Raw genomic sequence first — 22,336 nt, 5'->3', positions numbered from 1 at the left:
CGCCAAAGCTGGCCTACAATTGCGCAAGGCGCCTTTGGTTCTGACCGGGCGATCCGTTAGAATCCCCGGTTTTTGCAGGCGGAGTAAGGCATGGCGCAGCAGTATCAACCAGGACAACGCTGGATCAGCGACAGCGAAGCGGAACTGGGGCTGGGTACGGTCATCGCTCAGGACGGCCGCCTGCTGACAGTGCTCTACCCCTCGACCGGGGACACGCGCCAGTATGCGCTGCGCAATGCCCCCCTCACCCGCGTGCGGTTTTCGCCCGGCGACTCGATCACGCACTTCGAGGGCTGGAAGCTGACCGTGCGCGAGGTGGAGGACGTGGATGGCCTGCTGGTGTACCACGGCTTCGATGCCCAGCACGAACCCCGTACGCTCCCGGAAACCCAGCTATCCAACTTCATTCAGTTCCGCCTGCCCAGCGACCGCCTGTTCGCCGGGCAGATCGACCCCTTGCAATGGTTCTCGCTGCGCTATAACACCTTGCAGCACAGCAGCCGGCAGGTCCAGTCCTCGCTATGGGGCCTGGGCGGCGTACGCGCCCAACCCATTGCGCACCAGTTGCACATTGCTCGGGAAGTGGCAGACCGTATCGCGCCACGCGTCCTGCTGGCGGACGAAGTCGGCCTGGGCAAGACCATCGAAGCCGGCCTGATCATTCATCGGCAGTTGCTCAGCGGCCGTGCCAGCCGCGTGCTTATCCTGCTGCCGGAAAACCTGCAGCACCAATGGCTGGTGGAAATGCGCCGCCGCTTCAACCTCGAAGTGGCCCTGTTCGATGCCGAGCGCTTCCTGGAAAGCGATGCCAGCAACCCCTTCGACGATGCCCAGTTGGCCTTGGTATCCCTTGAGTGGCTGACCGAATCGGAAAAGGCCCAGGACGCCCTGTTTGCGGCAGGCTGGGACATGCTGGTGGTGGACGAAGCGCACCATCTGGTCTGGCACCCGGAAAAACCTAGCCCGGAGTACAGCCTGGTCGATCAACTGGCCCAAGTGATTCCAAGCGTGCTGCTGCTGACAGCCACCCCCGAGCAACTGGGCTTGGACAGCCACTTCGCCCGCCTGCGCCTGCTGGACCCGAATCGCTTCCATGACCTGGAAGCCTTCCGCCGTGAAAGCGAGCATTACAAACCCATCGCTGAAGCGGTGCAGGAACTGCTGGAGCAGGGCCGGCTGTCCCAGGCGGCACACAAGACCATCCATGATTTCCTGGGTGCCGAGGGTGAGGCACTGCTGGGCGCGGTACAGGACGGCGATGCTGAAGCCAGTGCGCGCCTGATCCGCGAATTGCTGGACCGCCACGGTACTGGCCGCGTGCTGTTCCGTAATACCCGTGCGGCGATCCAGGGGTTCCCCGAGCGCGAACTGCATGCCTGTGCGCTGGACGCGCCTGTGGAATATGCCGAGTTGCGTGGCCTTCAGGCGCTGCATCCGGAGCTGGTGGTAGAACCCGCACAGGGCGAAACGGACGACAACCGCTGGTGGCGCTTCGACCCACGGGTAACCTGGTTGATCGACACGCTGAAGTCGCTGAAAAAGGTCAAGGTGCTGGTGATCTGCGCACGTGCCGAAACGGCCATGGACCTGGAAGACGCGCTGCGCGTGCGCTCCGGTATTCCGGCTACCACCTTCCACGAAGGCATGAGCATTCTGGAGCGTGACCGCGCGGCAGCCTACTTCGCGGACGAGGAATACGGCGCGCAAGTGCTTATCTGTTCGGAAATCGGCTCTGAAGGGCGCAACTTCCAGTTTGCTCACCACTTGGTATTGTTCGACCTGCCTGCCCACCCAGACCTGCTCGAACAACGCATTGGCCGCCTGGACCGCATCGGCCAGAAGCACGTGATTCAGTTGCACGTGCCCTACCTGGCCGGCACGCCACAAGCGCGGCAGTTCCGCTGGTACCACGAAGCCCTGAACGCATTCCTTGCCACCTGCCCCACCGGCAACACGCTCCAGCACCGCTATGGTGAACAACTTCAGGCCCAGCTCGAAGGGGGCAGCGACGCAGCATTCGATGCCTTGATTCTGGAGGCCCGTGCCGAGCGCGAGAAACTGGAGGCCGAACTGCACAGCGGCCGCGACCGGCTGCTGGAGCTTAACTCCGGTGGTGCGGGCGAGGGCCAGGCGCTGGTTGAGGCCATTGAAGAGCAGGACGATCAGTTCGCCTTGCCCATCTATATGGAAACCCTGTTCGACGCCTTTGGTATCGACAGCGAGGACCATTCGGAAAACGCCCTCATCCTCAAACCCAGTGAAAAGATGCTGGACGCCAGCTTCCCGCTCGGCGACGACGAAGGTGTGACCATCACCTATGACCGCCAACAGGCGTTGTCACGTGAAGACATGCAGTTCCTGACCTGGGAACACCCGATGGTTCAGGGTGGCATGGACCTGGTGCTGTCCGGCTCCATGGGCAACACGGCCGTAGCGCTGATCAAGAACAAGGCGCTCAAGCCTGGGACGGTATTGCTCGAACTGCTTTACGTCAGTGAAGCCGTAGCGCCAAGGGCACTGCAACTTGGCCGCTTCCTGCCGCCTGTGGCCTTGCGCTGCCTGCTGGACGGCAATGGCAACGACCTGGCGCCACGTGTGGCCTTTGAAACCCTTAACGACCAGCTTGAAAGCGTGCCCAAGGGCAGCGCCAACAAGTTCATCCAGGCGCAGCGGGATGCACTGGGGCCCCGTATCAATGCGGCCGAGGCCAAGGTTGCGCCACGCCATGCAGAGCGCGTGGCCGAAGCGCAGCGGCGCTTGGCAGCCGAACTGGACGAGGAAATCGCTCGCCTGACCGCCTTGCGCGCCATCAACCCCAGTGTACGGGAGAGCGAGGTTCAGGCCCTGCGCGACCAGCGTGAGCAAGGCATGGAAATGCTATCGAAGGCGGCCTTGCGGCTTGAGGCGATTCGGGTATTGGTTGCCGGCTGATCTGGCGGGGGTTAAGGCCGGCACGTTCCCGGCCTACGCCTTTGGCTTCGACCAGTCCCACAGCAGACCACGCGGTTTTTGTAGGCGCTGCGAACCTAGCCCTCAGATGGAATGTACCAAGCGGGCAGTTCCCGGCCTACGCCCTCACCTTCGAGCAGCCCCACAGCAGACCGCGCGTGCTTTTGTAGGAGCTGGCGAAGCCTGCGAACGGGTCTCCAGATGATAGGTACCAAGCGAGCAGCTCCCGCACCCTATTAGGGCAGCTTCTCAGTTGCTTGCCCTCTCCTGGAACACAACCCAGGGCGAAACGACAACAGCCCACAATTCAGGGTCGCGCTCCAATAGGTCCGCCGCCCTGCCCTCACCTACTTTAGCCACCTCGCCTGCGTCTAGCCACGTGCTTAGCTGAGCATGATTGTTATTGGCCATGGCTTCAGCAACCGCAATCAGGTCCAACTCGGCAGCGACCCACAACAGTGCGCCGCGCGCAAAGAATGGCTGCAGTTCCTGCCAGTTGATTCTTTCCGTCTCGCCGAGCAGTTTGGCATAGAGGGTGCTTGTCTGTTGCGTCATGGGCCTGGCCTGAGAAGAAAAGTAGCGGCAATGATAGCGGCTAGCGCTTTTCTGAAAAACCTGGTTTCAACTTCGCGTACCGAATAAAACACCTGTATTTCCCAGGTGTTAGCGTGATAAAAGGCATTTGCTCGTCGAAAATCTGTAAGAAAATTTCACATAAGCGACATCGACGCGATGCCCGGCAACTGGCCAGCTTTTCAATGGATCAAGGGGCAAACTACACTGCCTTCGCGATACCGAGACACACTGGCCACGCCGGTCGATTATGGTGCAATCCTGCAATGGCAGGCGCAGCAGTACCGGTCCGCGGCCTGCCGCACGGACTATAAGAACTAAAACACGAGAGTGGAGCCTTATGCACAACACCAAGATGTCCAAACTGTTTGCCGCCATGGTATTGGCTGGCGCCGCCAGCTACTCGTTCGCTGCTGACACCATCAAGATCGGCATCGCTGGCCCCAAGACCGGCCCTGTGGCCGAGTACGGCGCCATGCAATTCCGCGGTGCGCTCATGGCAGTCGACCAGATCAACGCCAAGGGCGGTGTGGACGGCAAGAAGCTTGAGGCGGTCACCTACGACGATGCCTGTGACCCCAAGCAGGCCGTAGCGGTCGCCAACAAGGTCGTCAACGATGGCGTTAAGTTCGTGGTCGGCCACCTGTGCTCCAGCTCTACTCAGCCGGCCTCGGACGTCTATGAAGACGAAGGCATCCTGATGGTCACCCCGGCAGCGACCAGCCCGGACATTACCAGCCGTGGCTACAAGCTGGTGTTCCGCACCATTGGCCTGGACAGTGCCCAGGGCCCTGCCGCCGGCAACTATATCGCTGACCACGTGAAACCCAAGATTGTGGCAGTGGTGCACGACAAGCAGCAGTACGGTGAGGGTATTGCCACCGCAGTCAAACAGACACTGGAAGGCAAAGGCGTAAAAGTGGCCGTGTTCGAGGGCATCAATGCCGGTGACAAGGACTTCTCTTCGCTGATTGCCAAGCTCAAGCAGGCTAACGTGGACTTCGTGTACTACGGCGGCTACCACCCGGAGCTGGGCCAGATCCTGCGCCAGGCCAAGGAAAAGGGCCTGAACGCCAAGTTCATGGGCCCTGAGGGCGTCGGCAACGACTCCATCTCCCAGATTGCCGGTGATGCCTCCGAAGGCCTGTTGGTGACCCTGCCGAAATCCTTCGACCAGGACCCAGCCAACCAGGCCCTGACCCAGGCGTTCAAGGACAAGAAAGAAGACCCAAGCGGTCCGTTCGTGTATCCGTCCTACACCGCCGTGCAGCTGATCGCCGACGGTATCACCGCCGCGAAAAGCGAAAAACCCGAAGACGTTGCGAAGGCGCTTCACGCTGGCACCTTCAAAACCCCAATGGGCGACCTGAGCTACGACGACAAAGGCGACCTTAAGAACTTCCAGTTCGTCGTTTACGAATGGCACTACGGCAAGCCCAAGACCGAAGCGAAGTAACCCTCCCGCTACGGCCCACCAAAGCCCACTGCCTAGTGCAGTGGGCTTTGTTTTACGAGCACCGAAGCCCTTGCCGCCCCGCGGCGAGCGCTTCCCCTGAAAATCTTAAAACCGTTACATGCGGTTCACTGGACCAGACGTGGCTGAACGCACCTTCAGAGTGTTGAACCACACGGCTGCCGGGGAAATGCCAACAGGTTTTTAGGAGCGCGGCACATGCCCGACATTTATCATTACCTGCAACAGTTGATCAACGGCCTCACCGTTGGCAGTACCTACGCCCTGATCGCCATTGGCTACACCATGGTGTACGGCATCATCGGCATGATCAACTTCGCCCATGGCGAGGTGTACATGATCGGCTCCTACGTGGCGTTCATGGTCCTCGCCGGCCTGGCCATGGTGGGTATCCACAGCCTGCCCGTGCTCATGATCGCAGGCTTTGCCGCCGCTATCGTGGTCACCAGCGCCTACGGCTACAGTATCGAACGCGTGGCCTATCGCCCGCTGCGCAACAGCAACCGCCTCATTCCACTGATTTCGGCGATCGGCATGTCCATCTTCCTGCAGAACGCGGTCCAGCTGTCGCAGGGGTCTGGCAACTTTGCCATCCCTAACCTGCTGCCCGGCGATGTACGCTTCGGGCCAGGTGGGTCACAGGAAGTATTGGTTTCCTATATGCAGATCCTGGTCTTCGTGGTCACGGTCGCTACCATGTATGGCCTCACCCTGTTCATTTCCCGCTCGCGCATGGGGCGTGCCTGCCGCGCGTGTGCCGAAGACATGAAAATGGCCAGCCTGCTGGGCATCAATACCAACGGTGTGATCGCCCTGACGTTCGTGATCGGTGCAGCGCTGGCTGCGGTAGCCGCCATGCTGCTGAGCATGCAATACGGCGTGATCAACCCCAACGCCGGTTTCCTGGTGGGCCTGAAGGCCTTCACCGCTGCGGTACTGGGCGGCATCGGCAGTATCCCCGGCGCCATGCTGGGCGGGCTGGTGCTAGGGGTCGCTGAAGCCTTCGGTGCCGATGTATTTGGCGACCAGTACAAAGACGTTGTCGCCTTTGGCCTGCTCGTGCTGGTGTTGCTGTTCCGCCCGACCGGCATACTCGGTCGCCCGGAGGTTGAGAAGGTATGAGCAAATCAATCAAGTCGGCGCTGTTCAGCGCCTTGCTGGTATGGGCAGTGGCCTACCCAGTATTCGGGCTCAAGCTGGTGTTTTCAGGAGTGACCTTGCAGGTGCAAGGTGCCGATACCACCACCGTCATCATCATTGCCCTGTGTTCGGTTGCGCTGTTCATTCGGGTATTGCTGGCCAGCCGTAAAGCCGGCACCCCTGGCGCAGACCGCAAGCCTTGGGTGCCCGCCGGTGTCTCTTCCTGGCTGACCCTGCCCAGCACCCAACGCTGGGGCCTGGCCGCACTGATCGTACTGGCCTTCGTATGGCCGTTCTTCGGCTCCCGTGGCGCAGTGGACATTGCCACCCTGGTGCTTATCTATGTGATGCTGGGCTTGGGCCTGAACATCGTCGTAGGCCTGGCAGGGTTGCTGGACCTGGGCTATGTGGGCTTCTACGCCGTGGGCGCCTACAGCTATGCCCTGCTCTCGCACTACTACGGGCTCAGCTTCTGGGTATGCCTGCCACTGGCCGGCCTGTTCGCGGCACTGTTCGGGTTTGTACTGGGCTTCCCCGTGCTGCGCCTGCGTGGGGACTACCTGGCTATCGTGACCCTGGGCTTTGGCGAGATCATTCGCATTTTCCTGCGCAACCTCACCAGCATTACGGGTGGCCCCAATGGTATCGGCAACATCGAAAAGCCTACGCTGTTCGGCTTGAGCTTCGAGCGTCGCGCGGCCGAAGGCGCTCAGACCTTCCATCAGTATTTCGGGCTGGACTACAACCCGGCAGACAAAGTGGTATTTCTCTACCTGATCGCCCTGCTGTTGGCGCTGGCGGCTTTGTTTGTGATCAATCGCTTGCTTCGCATGCCTATTGGCCGGGCCTGGGAAGCCTTGCGCGAGGATGAAATTGCCTGCCGTGCCCTGGGCCTGAACCCCACAGTGATCAAGCTCTCGGCGTTTACGTTGGGTGCAGCGTTCGCCGGCTTTGCCGGCAGCTTCTTTGCCGCACGGCAGGGGCTGGTCACACCCGAGTCATTCACCTTTATCGAATCGGCGATCATTCTGGCCATCGTGGTGCTGGGCGGCATGGGCTCACAGCTGGGCGTGATCCTGGCAGCGATCGTCATGATCCTGCTACCGGAGCTTATGCGTGAGTTCAGCGACTACCGCATGTTGATGTTCGGCGCCTTGATGGTGCTGATGATGGTATGGCGCCCGCAGGGGCTGCTGCCCATGCAACGCCCCCACATGGAGCTGGGCCGATGAACCGTGAAATATTGAAGGTCAGCGGCCTGTCCATGCGTTTTGGCGGGCTGTTGGCGGTCAATGGCGTGGCCTTGACTGTCAAAGAAAAGGAAGTGGTCTCCCTGATCGGCCCCAATGGCGCCGGCAAAACCACCGTGTTCAACTGCCTTACCGGCTTCTACAAGCCCAGCGGCGGGACCATCCTGCTGGACGGCGAAGCCGTGCAAGGGCTGCCCGGCCATGTGATTGCACGTAAGGGCGTGGTGCGCACCTTCCAGAACGTGCGGTTATTCAAGGACATGACCGCCGTGGAAAACCTGCTGATCGCCCAGCACCGCCACCTCAATACCGGCTTTTTGGCAGGCCTGTTCAAGACCCCCGCCTTCCGCCGAAGCGAACGTGAGGCCATGGCGTACGCCGAGCACTGGCTTGAGCGGGTGAACCTGAAGGACGTGGCCAACCGCCCAGCCGGTACCCTTGCCTACGGCCAGCAACGGCGGCTGGAAATTGCCCGTTGCATGATGACCCGCCCGCGCATTCTGATGCTGGATGAGCCAGCCGCAGGCCTCAACCCTCGGGAAACCGAAGAGCTCAAGGCGCTGATCGGTGTGCTGCGCGAGGAATACAACGCCACGGTGCTGCTGATCGAGCACGACATGAAGCTGGTGATGACCATCTCCGACCATATTGTGGTGATCAACCAAGGTACGCCCTTGGCCGATGGCACGCCTGAACAGATCCGGGACAACCCTGATGTGATCAAAGCCTACCTGGGGGAAGCCTGAGATGCTGCAGTTTGAAAACGTATCGACCTTCTACGGCAAGATCCAGGCTTTGCATGATGTGAACGTGGAGATCAACCAGGGCGAGATCGTCACCCTGATCGGCGCCAACGGCGCGGGTAAGTCCACCTTATTGATGACGCTGTGCGGCTCACCGCGAGCGCATTCGGGCAGTATTCGTTACCTGGGCGAGGAACTGGTGGGGCTGGAGTCGGCGCAGATCATGCGCAAAAGCATTGCGGTGGTGCCCGAAGGCCGCCGCGTATTCGCCCGCCTCACGGTGGAAGAGAACCTGGCCATGGGCGGCTTTTTCACGGAAAAAGGCGACTATGAGGCGCAGCTGGAGACTGTGCTGGCGTTGTTCCCCCGCCTGAAGGAACGCTATGGGCAGCGCGGCGGCACCATGTCCGGCGGTGAGCAACAGATGCTGGCTATCGGCCGCGCCTTGATGAGCAAGCCGAAGCTATTGCTGCTGGACGAACCTTCATTGGGCCTGGCACCTATCATCATCCAGCAGATCTTCGACATTATCGAACAACTGCGACGTGATGGCGTGACGGTGTTTCTGGTGGAACAGAACGCCAACCAGGCGCTCAAGGTAGCGGACCGCGCCTATGTGCTGGAAAACGGCCGTGTGGTCATGACCGGGACGGGAGAAGCTCTGTTGACCGACCCCAAAGTGCGGGAGGCGTACCTGGGCGGATAACGCCGCAAGATTTCCGGCAGGGGCTGCGCAGCAAAGGCAGACGGGGCAACAGTATCAGGTTGGGTACTAGGTACAGGCCAGGAACGTGCTAACTTGGCCTCCCTTTACCTGGAGACCGACGATGCACGCTGCCCGCTCGCTGTTGCTTGCCACCCTGCTCCCCGTGTTCGCAGGCTGCCAGATGCTGGGTTTGACCGGTGACGATACAGCGCCAACGCTCTCCGGCCAGACCCGCATGCAAGGCAGCCTGGCGACCGCCGAAGGCCACCTGCTGTTCACGCCTTGTGCGTCTTCCCGCACGTTTGTGGTCACCGACAATGGCAAGACCGGCCTGGCTGAAGAGGCGGCAGCATTCGGCCAGCAGCCAGGCCCCCTGTTTGCTGACCTGCGCGGCCGCTTCGATGGTAACGCCGTTGAAGGCAGGCCAGGCCAGCTCAACCTTCAGACCCTCTACCGGGTAGAACCCGGCAACGGTGCCTGCAAGGACCCTAATTTCAAGCTGACGACCTACGCCGCCCAAGGCAAAGGCTGGTCGGCTCAGGTCAACGCCAATGGCATGAAGCTGGAGCGCGACGGCCAGCCTGCCTTGGCGGTGCCGTACGTGCAGGAGCAATTGCCTGGGGGGGCTACCAGCCTGAGCACCGAAGCCAACAGCCAGCACATCGAACTATGGCTGGCACCACAACGCTGTATGGAAGGCGACCGGGTGAGTTTTCTAACCGCCGAATTACGCATAGGTACTCAAGTACAGCGCGGTTGCGCCTACCCCGGCGGCGCTCCGGCCGACGGGCATTGACCGCTCACCAGTGGCTGGCGCGCCTCGAGCGGGTATAATTGCCGGCTTGCATTTGCGCCGCGCGATCGCGGCCGGCCACTGGACACCCCATGCTACGAATTACCGAACTCAAACTCCCCCTGGACCATACCGACGAGGCGTTGCGCCACGCCATCGTTCAACGCCTTGCGATCGCAGATGCAGAGCTGTTGTCGTTCAGCATCTTCAAACGTAGCTATGACGCCCGAAAGAAGAACTCAGAGCTGCTGTTCATCTATGCGGTAGACGTTGAAGTCGCACACGAAACCGCCCTGCTGGAACGGTTTGCCAACGACCATAACCTGGTAGTGGCACCGGACATGGCGTATCGCTTTGTGGGCCACGCCCCGGCGCCGATGGGCCAACGCCCCCTGGTCGTAGGCTTCGGGCCCTGCGGCATCTTCGCCGCCCTGCTACTGGCACAGATGGGCCTGCGCCCTATTGTGCTGGAGCGCGGCAAGGAAGTACGGCAACGTACCAAGGACACCTGGGGGCTGTGGCGCAAGGCCGAACTCAACCCTGAGTCCAATGTACAGTTCGGTGAGGGCGGTGCTGGGACATTCTCGGACGGCAAGCTGTACAGCCAGATCCGCGACCCGCAGCACCATGGGCGCAAGGTGCTGGAAGAATTCGTGAAAGCCGGGGCGCCGGAAGAAATCCTCTACGTCAACAAGCCGCATATCGGCACGTTCCGCCTGACCGGCATGGTTGAAAACATGCGCCAGCAGATCATTGCGCTGGGGGGCGAAGTCCGTTTCGAATCCAAGGTCACGGACCTTCTGATCGAAAACGATCGCATACGAGGCGTGCAACTGGGCAACGGCGAACAACTGATGGCCAACCAGGTGGTACTCGCCCTGGGTCATAGCGCTCGCGATACATTCCGTATGCTGCATACCCGTGGCGTGTACATGGAGGCCAAGCCCTTCTCCGTCGGTTTTCGTATCGAACACCCCCAGTCGGTGATCGACAAGGCCCGGCTGGGCAAATACGCCGGGCACCCCAAGCTCGGTGCCGCTGACTACAAACTGGTGTACCACGCCAGCAACGGCCGGTCCGTCTACAGCTTCTGCATGTGCCCGGGCGGTACGGTAGTGGCTGCTACCTCCGAGCCAGGCCGCGTAGTGACCAACGGCATGAGCCAGTACTCACGCAACGAACGCAACGCCAACTCTGGGCTGGTGGTCGGCATCTCCCCTGAACAGGACTACCCAGGCGGCCCATTGGCCGGTATCGAACTGCAGGAACAGCTGGAAACCACCGCCTACCTTTTGGGTGGCAGCAGCTACCATGCGCCGGGGCAACTGGTGGGCGATTTCATGGCAGGCCGTGCATCGACCCACTTGGGCAGCGTGGAGCCCAGCTACAAGCCAGGGGTCACGCTGATTGACCTGGCCGCCTCCCTGCCGGCCTTTGCCATTGAGGCTATCCGCGAAGCACTGCCTGCCTTCGACCGTCAGATCAAAGGCTACAGCATGCACGACGCTGTGCTGACCGGGCTTGAAACACGTACCTCATCACCCTTGCGCATTACCCGTAACGAGCACTTCCAGAGCTTGAACCTCAAAGGCTTGTTCCCGGCAGGCGAAGGCGCCGGGTACGCCGGGGGCATCCTTTCGGCAGGGGTGGATGGTATTCGTGTGGCCGAAGCGGTCGCCAGGGATTTGCTAGGCGTTTAAGCCCAAGCCACAAAGCAGCCGGAAAGGACGCCGGCAGCGGCTTTAACGTTTCGGACACAATCGGAAACGCATTCAAGGAATCCTCTGAAAAGCCTATGGCTGCGGGGGTTTCAGCCCTCGCGCCTGGATCCCGGCTTATACTTCGGGTTTGCCAGGCAAGCCCTGCGCGTTAGGGTATGCCCCACACTTATCAGACCCAGGAGGGCGCCTTGTCTGTACGTTTGTCGCTACGCAAGTTTTTCGCAATGGAGGCCACAGGTGGCTTGCTATTGATCGTCGCAGCCGCCGTGGCCCTTGTAGCCAACAACTCGCCTGCTTCGGCCTGGTACCAAGGGTTTCTCGATATCCCGGTCGGGGTACGCCTGGGCCCGCTGGAAATTGCCAAGCCCTGGCTGCTATGGATCAACGACGGGCTAATGGCCCTCTTCTTTTTGCTGATCGGCCTGGAAGTTAAACGCGAAATGCTTCAGGGCCACCTGGCAAAACTGTCTCAAGTGGTGCTACCAGGGGCAGCGGCCCTTGGCGGCATGATAGTGCCGGCCCTTATCTATTGGTCACTAAACCACCAAGACTCTGCAGCTGCGGCAGGTTGGGCCATTCCCACGGCCACAGACATCGCTTTTGCGTTGGGTGTATTGGCCTTGCTGGGCAAGCGTGTGCCCGCGTCCCTTAAATTGTTTCTGATGACGCTGGCCATCATTGATGATCTAGGTGCCATCGTGATCATCGCCCTGTTCTACTCCGGCGCGCTTTCAACCACCGCATTGCTGTTGGCTGCCGGCTGCCTTGTTGCCCTGCTGGCGCTGAACCGGGCAGGTGTACGTCACTTGGCGCCCTACCTGCTGATCGGCCTCGTACTCTGGGTGTGCGTACTGAAAAGCGGCGTGCATGCCACCTTGGCAGGTGTTGCCCTTGCCTTCTTCATTCCTTTGCGTGGGGGCGACACGGCGGAGCGTGAATCACCGTTGCTACGCCTTGAACACGCGCTGCACCCCTGGGTGTCCTATGCCATCCTGCCGCTGTTCGCCTTTGCCAACGCGGGCATCTCGTTGAAGGGCATGAGCCTTGAAAGCTTCACGCATTCGGTACCCTTGGGCATCATGACCGGGCTGATGCTGGGCAAGACCCTCGGGGTGTTCGGCATGACCTTCATGGCCGTGAAAACCGGCCTGGCGGCCTTGCCTGCACACGCAAACTGGGGCCAGCTGCTAGGCGTGGCCGTGTTGTGCGGCATAGGGTTCACCATGAGCATCTTTGTGGGTTCACTGGCGTTCGACGCCGCTACCAGCCCTTATGCCGGCCAGGACCGCATGGGCATTCTGGCGGGGTCCCTCCTGTCAGCCGTTGGGGGTTACATCATCATGGCCCTGGCCAGCAGGCCCAAAGCCCAGGCATGAGTGCATGGCCGTTGCTCGCAGGCATTGGGGCCTCTGGTGCCCAAGCCTGCGAAGCGGCCAGTTACCTGTGGCTTAATGGGTAACCCGGCTGGTGCCATCGACCGTCATGATGCGCACCCGCTCACCTACACGGAACACTTCATTTTCCTGCACCTGCTGCACATAGGCGCGGGTGCTGCCGTCGTCTTCGCGCACCGTGACTTCCACCCCTTGGGTACGTGTCAGGCCTTCCTCACTGGCGGACCCCAGGAAGCCGCCTGCTACGGCACCGATCACGGCTGCAACCAGGCTGCCGCGGCCGCCGCCTACAGCGCTGCCGGCTACACCACCCACGATAGCGCCTGCACCGGTACCGATAGGCGTTTTGGTGCCTTCGATCTTGACAGGGCGCAGCGCTTCGATAGTGCCCATACGAACCGTTTGCACTCGGCGGGCTTCGTCGCGGGAATAGGTATCACCGGTAAGGCTGGACGCGCACCCGCTTAGCAGGATGGTCAGGGCAGTAAAGCAACTGGCAAGAACAACAGAATTACGCATGGATCACACTCCGTAGGACAGACAGCCATTAAACGCCGCCGTACGAAGGGTGTCATGAATTCCGGAAGTTTTGAAGGGCCTTAAGGCGCCAACCGCTGACGCTGCCAAGTGCCTTGGTGCAAGCGATAATCCAGGCGATCATGGAGACGGCTGGAGCGACCCTGCCAGAACTCGATACGGTCCGGCACCAGGCGATACCCGCCCCAATGCTCCGGGCAGGTCAACGGTTTGTCACCGAAGCGCTCGCGCGTCTCCTCAAGGAGGGTTTCCAGTTCGGCGCGGTCGCGGATAGGGCGGCTTTGGGGAGAGGCCCAGGCCCCGATACGGCTGCCCAAAGGGCGAACCTGGTAATAGGCCTCGGACTCGGCCGACGCCACTTTCAGTGCCCTGCCCTCAATGCGAACCTGACGCTCCAGGGCAGGCCAGAAAAAGGTCATGGCCGCAAACGCATTGAGTGCGAGGTGCTCACCCTTGGCGCTTTCGTAGTTGGTGAAGAAGGTGAACCCCTGGTCATCAAGGCCTTTGAGCAACAGCACGCGGCAGTGAGGCCGCCCCTCACTGTCCACCGTCGCCAAGGTCATGGCATTGGCCTCGACAGGCAGTTGCTCGGTAGCAACAGCTTCATCAAACCATTGGCGGAACAGGTTGAAGGGATCGCTTGGGGCGTCGCTTTCTGTCAGCCCATTTCGCGTGTAGTCACGACGCATGTCCGCCAGGGATTTGCTCATCAATCCGTTGCTCAGTTCTTGGCCTGTTGATCGGCAACCGGCTTCTTAGCGGCGGCTGCTTTCTTGGCAGGTGCTTTCTTTTTAGCCGGTGCAGCAGGCTTTTTGGCCGCCACTTGCTTGCCAGCTGTTTTCTTGGCCGTTGCCGGGGCAGCTTTGGGGGCTTCTGGCAGGGCTTTGACGTCTTGTAGTGCGACCAGGGCCGCAGCCACTGGAGTAGGCTGGTCATACTTGGCCATCAACACGGCCATGCCGCTTTCCGGCGTTACCAGCATTTCTACACGACGGTTCAGGGCCCGGCCGGCGGGGCTGTCGTTGGCGGCGCGAGGCACGACCGAGCCCATGCCACGAGTGCTGAGGCGGTTACGCTGCAAACCGCTGAGGCGGAAAATGGCGGCAATGGACTGTGCACGCTCCAGGCTGACCTTGCGGTTAGCGTCCGCGGCACCGGTGCTGTCCGCATGGCCGAGAATCAATACAGACGTCTTGGCGTCCCCTTCCAATGCCTTGGCCACATTGGTGATAGGCGACAGGGACACAGGCAACAGCATGGCCGGGCGATCCGGGTTGAAGGAACCATCTACTGGCGCTGTGACCACGAACATGTCATCACCACGAGCCAGCTCGAACTTGCTGCCGCGAATGGCTTCGCGAAGCTTGGGCTCGTAGGCGTCGAGCCAGGCCTTGGTCACCGCCGGATCAACCTTGGCCGCTGTGGCAATAGCGGCAGCGGGCGCCCCTTTCGGGTTGGTTGCAGCGGCCTGAGCCTTGCCATCATTGCCAAACGGCCACCACCAGTGACCTTCGCTGGCTGCCTTGGCATCAGACGCGGCTTCGGCCTGGGTGACTCGATCCTGTACGGCCTGCTCTACGCTGTTGTCCTTGGCGACCTCTTTGTTCGCGGCTTCTTTTGCGGACGGCTCGCCAAACGGCCACCAGCTTGCACCCGTTTTGGCAGAGGCGTCTTGCGACGTGTGGGCACAGCCGGTGATTGCCAGGCACAGAGCGAAAGCGAAGGTCTTCTTGGCGTACATGATCGATCCGGAAAGATGATGTCAATAAATCGGGTTAAAAAACCCACTTAAATCGTTGATTGGATGGTAGAACATTCAGCGCGTCGTGGGCTACCGCCGGTCGCATGGAACTAAAGGCAGGCCATGAGGGTACGCGCCAGTTTCTGGGCTCGTGGGTCCATCAACACATAGGGGCCCAGGGTATTGGTCACGAACCCGAACGCCACGCCATGGTAAGGATCAGCAAACCCTACCGACCCCCCTGCACCAGGGTGGCCGAACGCTCCCGGGCCCAAGCCAAACGTAGCGTTGGGCACTGAAGGCTGGTCCAGCATGCACCCCAGGCCGAATCGTACAGGGGTAAGCAGCGTCAAGTCTTCTTCACGGCTGTGCTCACGGGTCAACTCGCCCAACCACTCGTCGCTTAGCAAGCTGCCCTCCAGCAGCCCCTGGTAGAACCCGGCCAGGCCACGGGCATTGCCGTGCCCGTTGGCCGCAGGTTGTTCCATGCGCCGCCATTCCGGCTTGTTGGTACTGGTAAGGATGGAGGGTGGATTAGTGAACGCCCGGGTACTCAAGGCCTCAGGCTCGCGCAGCGTGACTTGGAGCAGCCGCTGGGCAGCGGCATCGCCTGGGTTGCCTTTGCTACGGGCCACGTGGGCCACCCGGTGGAACTCGCTGTCAGCCAGGCCAATATGAATGTCTAGCCCAAGCGGGGCTGCCACCCTGTCCACGATGGCACGGCCTGGCGAGCGGCCATCGACCCGGCGGATCACCTCGCCTAGCAACCAGCCGTACGTAATCGCGGCATACCCCTGAGCGGTGCCAGGCGCCCACCAAGGGCGCTCGGTTGCTAACGCAGCGGTCATGCGTGGCCAATCGTACAGCGCGTCGGCTGGAAGCAATTCCCGCAAGGCCGGCAGGCCTGCGCGGTGGCACAGTAGCTGGCGTACGGTAATGACAGCTTTGCCGTTTTCGGAAAATTCAGGCCAATACCGTGCCACAGGAGCATCCAGGTCCAACTTGCCTTCTGCCGCCAATTGCAACGCTGCTACAGCGGTTAAGGTTTTGGTGCAGGAAAACAGGTTTACCAGGGTATCGCTATGCCAGACTTCGGACCCATCACGGTCACTGGTTCCGGCCCACAGGTCGATTACCGTTTCGCCATTAACCTGGATACACAAGGCAGCGCCTCGCTCCTGGCGATCGTCGAACAAGGCCGCGAAGGCGTCACGAACCGGTTCGAATTCCAGCGAATAGTGGCCTTGAATCAACACAGGAAGCTCCGCACAGGCTCGTCATACAAGGCCGTGCATTGTTTCAGCGATTGACGGCTTTGGGAAGCGAAGCCCCATGGTGCAGCGGCTTCGCCGTATCAACCTATTTCCCGACGGAACGGCGGCAGCGCATCCAGAATAGCCTTGCCATAACGCTGGGTGACCACCCGCCTGTCCAGCAGCGTGATCATGCCCCTGTCTTGCTCTGTGCGCAGCAGCCGACCACAGGCCTGAATCAACCGTAAGGAGGCATCTGGCACCGCGATCTCCATGAAGGGGTTCCCCCCACGGGCTTCGATCCATTCTGCGAGCGCGGCTTCAACGGGGTCGTCTGGCACCGCAAAGGGAATCTTGGCAATCACCACATGCTCGCAGTAAGCCCCTGGGAGGTCGACCCCTTCGGCGAAGCTGGCAAGGCCAAACAGGACACTGCTCTCGCCGCCGTCTACCCGAGCCTTATGCTTGTTCAGCGTTTCCTGCTTCGAAAGGTTGCCCTGGATAAACACTTGTCGGCGCCAGTCGCGGTCTACACCATCGAACACGTCCTGCATTTGCCGCCGCGATGAGAACAGCACCAAGGATCCTCTGGAACCTTCCACCAGCCCCGGCAGGTCCCGGATGATGGCCGCTGTATGGGCTGCAGAGTCCCGCGGGTCTGCACGCAGGTCTGGCACTCTCAGCACACCGGCATCGGCATGGTGGAAGGGGCTGGGCACCACCGCAGTGACGGCGTCCTTGGGCAGGCCTGCACGCATGCGGAACCGATCGAAGCGGCCCAGGGCCGTAAGGGTGGCGGAGGTGACCACCGCGCCGAAAGCGACGTTCCACAGGTTGCGACGCAGCATCTCCGCGGCCAGGATGGGGCTCGCATTCACCTCCAGGTCGTACGAAGCGCCGGCCTCCACCAAGGTAAGCCAACGTGCCATGGGCGGGCTGCCTTCCGGATCTTCGGCAGTGAAGGCTACCCATAGCTCCCAACTGCCCTGCGCCCGTGCCAGCAAGGTGCCGAACAAGGGGTACCATTCTTCAGCCTGGTGGCTGGCAATGCCAATGTTCACCTCACCCTCCATGCCCTCTTTGAGCAGGTCGGCCAGGCGGGTGTACAGGTCGGTAAGGCGGGCAAAACCCTGCTTGAGTTCGATACCCATTTCGCGAATGTGCTCGGGCACCAGCCCCCCCACAAAGCGATGGCGAGGGCGCTCGCGGCCCTGCATGTCTTCGCCGGGGCGAAAATCTGCCAGTTGCTCGCATGCGCCATACATGAATTGCATCTGTGACTTGAGCTCGCGGGCCAGCTCCGGCACCTGTTCGATGAACTTGCCCAGGTCGCCCGGCAGCGGATGCTGGGCCAGAAGCTTGGTCAGGTTGCGTGCGGTTTGCTCCAGCCAGTCTGCGGTGGAGCGCAGCCGGGTGAAATGGGCGAAGTGCCCGATGGCTTTGTCCGGCAGGTGGTGGCCTTCATCGAACACGTAGAGTGTGTCTTTTGGGTCCGGTAGTACGGCGCCGCCCCCCAGGGCCAGGTCTGCCAGCACCATGTCGTGGTTGGTGACAATCACATCCACCTTCCCCATGCCCTCGCGCGCCTTGAAAAAGGTGCATTGCTGGAAGTTCGGGCAATGGCGATTGGTGCATTGGCTATGGTCGGTGGTAAGCCGTGCCCACACTGGGTCTTCCAAAGCTTCGGGCCAGCTGTCCCGATCACCGTCCCAACGATTGCTGGCCAGCTTCTCGATCATCTTGGTAAACAGCTTGAGGCTGGCTTCGTCCACGTCGATGGCAAAGCCTTCGTCCTCGAAGAGCTGGGCGGTAGCATTCTGCGCCTCGCCCTCCTGCAGCAGGGCGTCCAGCTTGGACAGGCACAGGTAGCGCCCCCGGCCCTTGGCCAGCGCGAAACTGAAATTGAGCCCGGCATTGCGCATGATGTCCGGCAGGTCCTTGTGGACGATCTGCTCCTGTAGCGCAACCGTTGCCGTAGCAATCACCAGCCGCTTGCCAGCCGCCTTTGCAGCCGGAATGGCGGCCAGGCTGTAGGCGACCGTTTTGCCGGTGCCTGTGCCTGCCTCCACCGCGACCACGGCCGGGTCACCGACACGCCGCCCTTCTTCATCGCAGGGCACCGCACCCAGCGCCTTGGCCACTTCGGCAATCATCAGGCGCTGGCCATAACGGGCCTTGAGCCCCTTGGCTTCGAGAAAACGGCTGTAGGCGCCCTGGATAGTAGATTTGAGTTCAGTGCTAAGCATGGCGTCCGAGCGCCCCGCAGGGCTGGATGGATTATCAGTGGTTCGGGAAGGTCGCTATCATACCCCCTATTGCCTGCCACGCGGACTCAAACCGGGATGAACTCGATAACTTTCTATGTCAGCCAAGCCGTCCCCTTTGTGCTGGCTGCAATGGTCACCGCCACCGTGCTGCTCTATGCCGCCGTGAGCGTTAGCCGTCACGCCCGGTTACTCCAGGCGTGCGGCCTGGCATGGGCAGGGTTTGCGGCTATGGTGGTGTGCATGGTGCTCTGGTTCAAGGGCCAGGCCTATGGGTTGGACGCTGCACCAAGGCCGGTGCAGTGGCAACTGGGCCTTGTGCTGGCCAGCGGCGCACTGCTGGCCCGGGTGACCCTGCTGCGTGCCAATGAGCTGGCTCAAACCAAAGGCCTGGGGTTGGCAAGGCTGCAGCGCTTCGTACGTTGGCAATTGGGCGTTGCAGCAGTGCTGCTGGGTGGGGCAGCCCTATTGCGATGGCTGACCAGCCCTTTTCCCTTCACGGGCCCCGCCTGCTGCCCATAGCCGAAAGCTGGAGTGGTGCACTAGGGCCTCAGGCGTGCCCATCCCCATCACGCTTGCGCTTGTTGCCCATGCGCACACCAATGTCCATGAGAAACTGGAAAAACCCTTCCTGGTCCTCGAGTACGTTGCTCCAGAACGGCGAGTGGTACAGCGCTACTGCGCCATGTACCAGCGCCCAGGCCGCACAGTAATGGAAGTACGGGGGGACGTCCTCCAGCTTGCCTTCATCGATCCGCCCTTTGATAAGCTGGGTGAGGCGATCGAAATTGGACGCCCGGATGCTGTGCAGTTCAGCCACCATCTCAGGGACCTGCGCGCCTTTCACAACCTTTTCTTCCAGCCGATCGAACAGCCGGTAGCGCTGGGGATCACGCATGCGGAACTCGAAATAGGCACGTGACAACGCTTCCTTGTCACGGTCTACATCGGCTGAATGCAGCAGGCTGTTGAGGTCCTGCTCATAGTCCAGCATCAACCGAAGGTAGATTTCAGCCTTGGATTTGAAGTGCTTGTAGATGGTGCCTTTGCCGATCCCTACCGCATCAGCGATCATTTCCACGGTAACGCTGTCTTCGCCCTGTTCCAGGAACAGCTTGAGCGCGGTGTCGAGGATTTCCTGTTCCCTGCGGCGGAATTCGCGGACCTTTCGAGGTTCTTTTTGCATACACAAACCGGGGCTGAATCGAAGGCGGTATTATGCCTAACTGGCGTCAAATTGCACGGATCATCCCACTATGCCCATGTTTTCAAGCGAGTTCCCCCAGGCTCCTGGCCTCTTGTATCTCAATCATGCAGCCGTGTCCCCGTGGCCCCAGCGCAGTGCCCTTGCAGTGGCGCGTTTTGCCCAAGAGAACGTGCAGCTCGGTGCGCGGGACTACCCAACCTGGCTAACCGTTGAACACCGGCTACGCGAGCGTTTCCAGCGCTTGCTCAATGCCCCCTCTCCGGACGACATCGCCTTGGTGAAAAATACCTCTGAGGCGCTTTCAATGGTAGCGTTCGGGCTGGATTGGGCGCCGGGTGACCAAGTGGTGATCAGCCAGGAGGAGTTCCCTTCCAACCGCATCGTGTGGGAGGCCCTGGCGCCCAAAGGCGTGGAGGTGATCCAGGTTGCCCTTGACGGCGAAGATCCCGAAGCCGCCCTACTGCAGGCGTGCGGCCCCAGAACCCGCTTGTTGTCCATCAGCGCCGTACAATACGCCAGCGGCTTGAAGATGGACCTGCCCCGGCTTGGCCAGGGCTGCAAGGCACGGGACGTACTGTTTTGCATCGATGCCATTCAGCAGCTGGGGGCCGCGCCGTTCGATGTCCAGGCCTATGCGTGCGATTTCGCTATGGCTGACGGTCACAAATGGATGATGGGGCCAGAGGGGCTGGGCGTGTTCTATTGCCGGGCAGCGCTGCGCCCTCGCCTGACGCTTCAGCAGTACGGCTGGCGTATGGTCGAAGTGGTAGGCGACTACACTCAGCCTACCTGGGCGCCCTCCCACAGTGCCCGGCGCTTTGAATGCGGCAGCCCTAACATGCTTGGGATCATGGCGCTTGACGCCAGCCTTGAGCTGCTGGAAGAGGTAGGCCTGGTAGAGGTCGAGCAACTTATCGCCGCTCGCATGGACCAGCTTGCTGTAGGCATTGCCCAATTGCCTGGCGCCCGTATCCACTCCTCCCTTCAACCGGACAGGCGCAGTGGTATTTTCTCGTTCAGCATCGACGGCCAGGATTCACTCGCGTTGCACAAGCAACTAATGGCCGAAAACGTGGTGTGCATTCCGCGTGGCAAGGGTATTCGCTTTTCGCCGCACTTCTACACCAGCGAGCAAGCGATCGCCGATGCAGTGGCTAAGGTGGCTACGCTAAGTCGAAGCCTTGCAAACCAGTAGTTGTGAGCGCATGCCTGCTGATTCCAAAACCGTTTAAGGAACGAAGGTAATGCGCTGGACGAATCGGTGGCCTGACCAATACTAAACAGGTCGCTCTGCCCTATTCCCCCCACAGGGCAGCGCGATAAAGGTGTCGACGGACCGCGCACCTTTGTTTTACTCCTAATGGTCTTGACCCAGGCGCTTCTAAAGGCCTGGGTTTTTTTACAATCAGGCCACCCTGGCCAAGGGGAATAAGCGTCGGAAATTGGCAGTGGTCTGGGCAGCGAAGGCGTCATACGCCTCACCGCGCAGGTCGGCCAGAAAAGCAGCCACTTCGTAGACATACTGGGGCAGGTTGGGCTTGCCCCTGTAAGGAATGGGTGCCAGGTAAGGGGCGTCTGTTTCCACCAGCAGGCGGTCTGCAGGTACCTTGCGAGCCACTTCCCGCAAGGCTTCGGCATTGCGGAAGGTAACGATGCCAGACAAGGAAATGTAGAAGCCAAGGTCCAGCGCGGCTTTGGCCATGGCCCAGTCTTCCGTGAAGCAATGAAGCACGCCACCTTGTGGCAGAGCAGCAGCCTGTAGCAAGTCCAGAGTATCGGCCTGGGCAGCCCGGGTATGGACAATCACGGGTTTACCCGTTGTTGCGGCGGCCTGGAGATGAAGCGCAAAAGACGCCTTCTGTACTTCGGCAGTTTCCGGTTCGTAGTGGTAGTCCAACCCGGTTTCCCCAATGGCCACTACCCGAGGATGGTCCAGCTCACTTAGTAGCCACTCCAGGCTAGGTACGCCTTGGGGGGCAACATCCAAGGGATGGATACCGACAGAACAATCCACATCCGGGTAACGGGCCGCTAGGTCACGCACGGCCTGAGCGTTGTCGGCACTGACGCCGATACACAAAAAGTGGCCGACACCGCGGGCACGTGCGGCTTCGAGTGCAGCGTCCAGTGACCCGCCGTGAGCGGACAGGTCAAGGCGGTCAAGGTGGCAGTGTGAATCGATCAGCAAGGGGGTTGAAGAAGTCATCAGGCTCTACATGGTGTGGGTCGGCCGGTCCGATTTCAGCGCACCGGCAAGGTAAGTCTCGATCTTGTTGCGGGCGGTATCGTCGCCATCGTTGAACTGCACGCCTACGCCGGCAGCACGGTTGCCTTGGGCGCCTCGCGGGGTGATCCACGCCACTTTGCCCGCGACAGGTATCTTTTCCGGCTCGTCCATAAGGTTGAGCAGCATGAACAGCTCGTCGCCCAACCGGTAGCTTTTGGCGGTAGGGATGAACAAACCACCATTCTTGATGAAAGGCATGTAAGCAGCATACAGCACTGCCTTGTCCTTGATGGTCAGCGACAGGATACCGCTGCGTGGAGCGGACGCGATCGGCTGGTTCATTGATCTTCCTTGTAGCGGGATT

20 protein-coding genes are annotated in these 22,336 nt (G+C 60.9%); 11 read left to right on the top strand and 9 right to left on the bottom strand.

The window, feature by feature from the left end; all coding sequences use genetic code 11:
* Positions 1–90: 90 nt before the first annotated feature.
* Positions 91–2,931, top strand: coding sequence for an RNA polymerase-associated protein RapA (gene rapA, locus ACSAMW_RS20345; protein WP_168081804.1), 2,841 nt, complete (start codon positions 91–93; stop codon positions 2,929–2,931).
* Between the two features lie 267 nt (positions 2,932–3,198).
* Here the strand turns inward: rapA and ACSAMW_RS20340 are convergent, their stop codons facing one another.
* The gene (locus tag ACSAMW_RS20340; RefSeq protein ID WP_500591803.1) at positions 3,199–3,504 is read right to left on the bottom strand and encodes a DUF2288 domain-containing protein; all 306 of its coding nucleotides are present in this window, start codon (positions 3,502–3,504) and stop codon (positions 3,199–3,201) included.
* 358 nt (positions 3,505–3,862) lie between these two features.
* On the opposite strand from ACSAMW_RS20340, the gene ACSAMW_RS20335 reads away from it, so the two are divergent.
* From ACSAMW_RS20335 to nhaA, 8 genes are all read left to right on the top strand, one after another.
* Positions 3,863–4,978 (top strand): branched-chain amino acid ABC transporter substrate-binding protein, encoded by a 1,116-nt coding sequence (locus ACSAMW_RS20335; protein WP_500591802.1) that lies wholly within the window; start codon positions 3,863–3,865, stop codon positions 4,976–4,978.
* Positions 4,979–5,194: 216 nt separating this feature from the next.
* Positions 5,195–6,118, top strand: a complete 924-nt coding sequence (gene livH, locus ACSAMW_RS20330; protein ID WP_500591801.1) for a high-affinity branched-chain amino acid ABC transporter permease LivH — start codon at positions 5,195–5,197, stop codon at positions 6,116–6,118.
* Positions 6,115–7,368, top strand: a complete 1,254-nt coding sequence (locus ACSAMW_RS20325) for a high-affinity branched-chain amino acid ABC transporter permease LivM (protein ID WP_500591800.1) — start codon at positions 6,115–6,117, stop codon at positions 7,366–7,368. The genes livH and ACSAMW_RS20325 overlap by 4 nt, the downstream gene beginning before the upstream one ends.
* The gene (gene livG / locus ACSAMW_RS20320) at positions 7,365–8,132 is read left to right on the top strand and encodes a high-affinity branched-chain amino acid ABC transporter ATP-binding protein LivG (RefSeq protein WP_500591799.1); all 768 of its coding nucleotides are present in this window, start codon (positions 7,365–7,367) and stop codon (positions 8,130–8,132) included. The genes ACSAMW_RS20325 and livG overlap by 4 nt, the downstream gene beginning before the upstream one ends.
* A gap of 1 nt (position 8,133) precedes the next feature.
* Complete coding sequence (locus ACSAMW_RS20315) at positions 8,134–8,835, top strand: ABC transporter ATP-binding protein (protein WP_500591798.1); 702 nt, start codon at positions 8,134–8,136, stop codon at positions 8,833–8,835.
* Positions 8,836–8,956: 121 nt separating this feature from the next.
* Positions 8,957–9,631, top strand: a complete 675-nt coding sequence (locus ACSAMW_RS20310; protein WP_500591797.1) for a hypothetical protein — start codon at positions 8,957–8,959, stop codon at positions 9,629–9,631.
* 89 nt (positions 9,632–9,720) lie between these two features.
* The gene (locus ACSAMW_RS20305) at positions 9,721–11,328 is read left to right on the top strand and encodes an NAD(P)/FAD-dependent oxidoreductase (RefSeq protein WP_500591796.1); all 1,608 of its coding nucleotides are present in this window, start codon (positions 9,721–9,723) and stop codon (positions 11,326–11,328) included.
* A 176-nt stretch (positions 11,329–11,504) separates the two neighbouring features.
* Complete coding sequence (gene nhaA / locus ACSAMW_RS20300; protein WP_500591795.1) at positions 11,505–12,725, top strand: Na+/H+ antiporter NhaA; 1,221 nt, start codon at positions 11,505–11,507, stop codon at positions 12,723–12,725.
* A gap of 72 nt (positions 12,726–12,797) precedes the next feature.
* On the opposite strand, the gene ACSAMW_RS20295 is transcribed toward nhaA, so the two are convergent.
* The 5 genes from ACSAMW_RS20295 to dinG form a co-directional block, all read right to left on the bottom strand.
* On the bottom strand, positions 12,798–13,262 hold the full coding sequence (locus tag ACSAMW_RS20295) for an outer membrane lipoprotein (RefSeq protein WP_500591794.1): 465 nt from the start codon (positions 13,260–13,262) through the stop codon (positions 12,798–12,800).
* A gap of 80 nt (positions 13,263–13,342) precedes the next feature.
* A complete protein-coding gene (gene pdxH, locus ACSAMW_RS20290; protein WP_500591793.1) occupies positions 13,343–13,990 on the bottom strand; it encodes a pyridoxamine 5'-phosphate oxidase in 648 nt (215 codons plus the stop codon).
* An 11-nt stretch (positions 13,991–14,001) separates the two neighbouring features.
* Entirely contained in the window at positions 14,002–15,021 is a 1,020-nt protein-coding gene (locus ACSAMW_RS20285) for an OmpA family protein (RefSeq protein ID WP_500591792.1), read from the bottom strand.
* A gap of 110 nt (positions 15,022–15,131) precedes the next feature.
* Complete coding sequence (locus ACSAMW_RS20280; RefSeq protein ID WP_500591791.1) at positions 15,132–16,277, bottom strand: serine hydrolase domain-containing protein; 1,146 nt, start codon at positions 16,275–16,277, stop codon at positions 15,132–15,134.
* A 98-nt stretch (positions 16,278–16,375) separates the two neighbouring features.
* Positions 16,376–18,520 (bottom strand): ATP-dependent DNA helicase DinG, encoded by a 2,145-nt coding sequence (dinG, locus tag ACSAMW_RS20275; RefSeq protein ID WP_500591790.1) that lies wholly within the window; start codon positions 18,518–18,520, stop codon positions 16,376–16,378.
* A 96-nt stretch (positions 18,521–18,616) separates the two neighbouring features.
* Here dinG and ACSAMW_RS20270 point away from each other — a divergent pair, with 96 nt between their 5' ends.
* Positions 18,617–19,060, top strand: coding sequence for a hypothetical protein (locus ACSAMW_RS20270; RefSeq protein WP_500591789.1), 444 nt, complete (start codon positions 18,617–18,619; stop codon positions 19,058–19,060).
* Positions 19,061–19,088: 28 nt separating this feature from the next.
* On the opposite strand, the gene ACSAMW_RS20265 is transcribed toward ACSAMW_RS20270, so the two are convergent.
* The gene (locus ACSAMW_RS20265) at positions 19,089–19,724 is read right to left on the bottom strand and encodes a TetR/AcrR family transcriptional regulator (protein ID WP_500591788.1); all 636 of its coding nucleotides are present in this window, start codon (positions 19,722–19,724) and stop codon (positions 19,089–19,091) included.
* Between the two features lie 70 nt (positions 19,725–19,794).
* Here ACSAMW_RS20265 and ACSAMW_RS20260 point away from each other — a divergent pair, with 70 nt between their 5' ends.
* A complete protein-coding gene (locus ACSAMW_RS20260) occupies positions 19,795–20,940 on the top strand; it encodes an aminotransferase class V-fold PLP-dependent enzyme (RefSeq protein ID WP_500591787.1) in 1,146 nt (381 codons plus the stop codon).
* Between the two features lie 210 nt (positions 20,941–21,150).
* Here ACSAMW_RS20260 and ACSAMW_RS20255 read toward each other — a convergent pair whose 3' ends face one another.
* Together ACSAMW_RS20255 and ACSAMW_RS20250 are read right to left on the bottom strand one after the other, a co-directional pair.
* Entirely contained in the window at positions 21,151–21,933 is a 783-nt protein-coding gene (locus tag ACSAMW_RS20255) for a TatD family hydrolase (RefSeq protein ID WP_500594092.1), read from the bottom strand.
* Between the two features lie 24 nt (positions 21,934–21,957).
* A complete protein-coding gene (locus ACSAMW_RS20250; RefSeq protein WP_168081840.1) occupies positions 21,958–22,314 on the bottom strand; it encodes a PilZ domain-containing protein in 357 nt (118 codons plus the stop codon).
* Between the last annotated feature and the right edge of the window lie 22 nt (positions 22,315–22,336).

The sequence above is a fragment of the Pseudomonas sp. AB39(2026) genome (genome assembly GCF_059831485.1).
The sequence above is the reverse complement of the archived record's forward strand: the minus strand, read 5'-3'. Positions and strand labels throughout refer to the sequence as shown.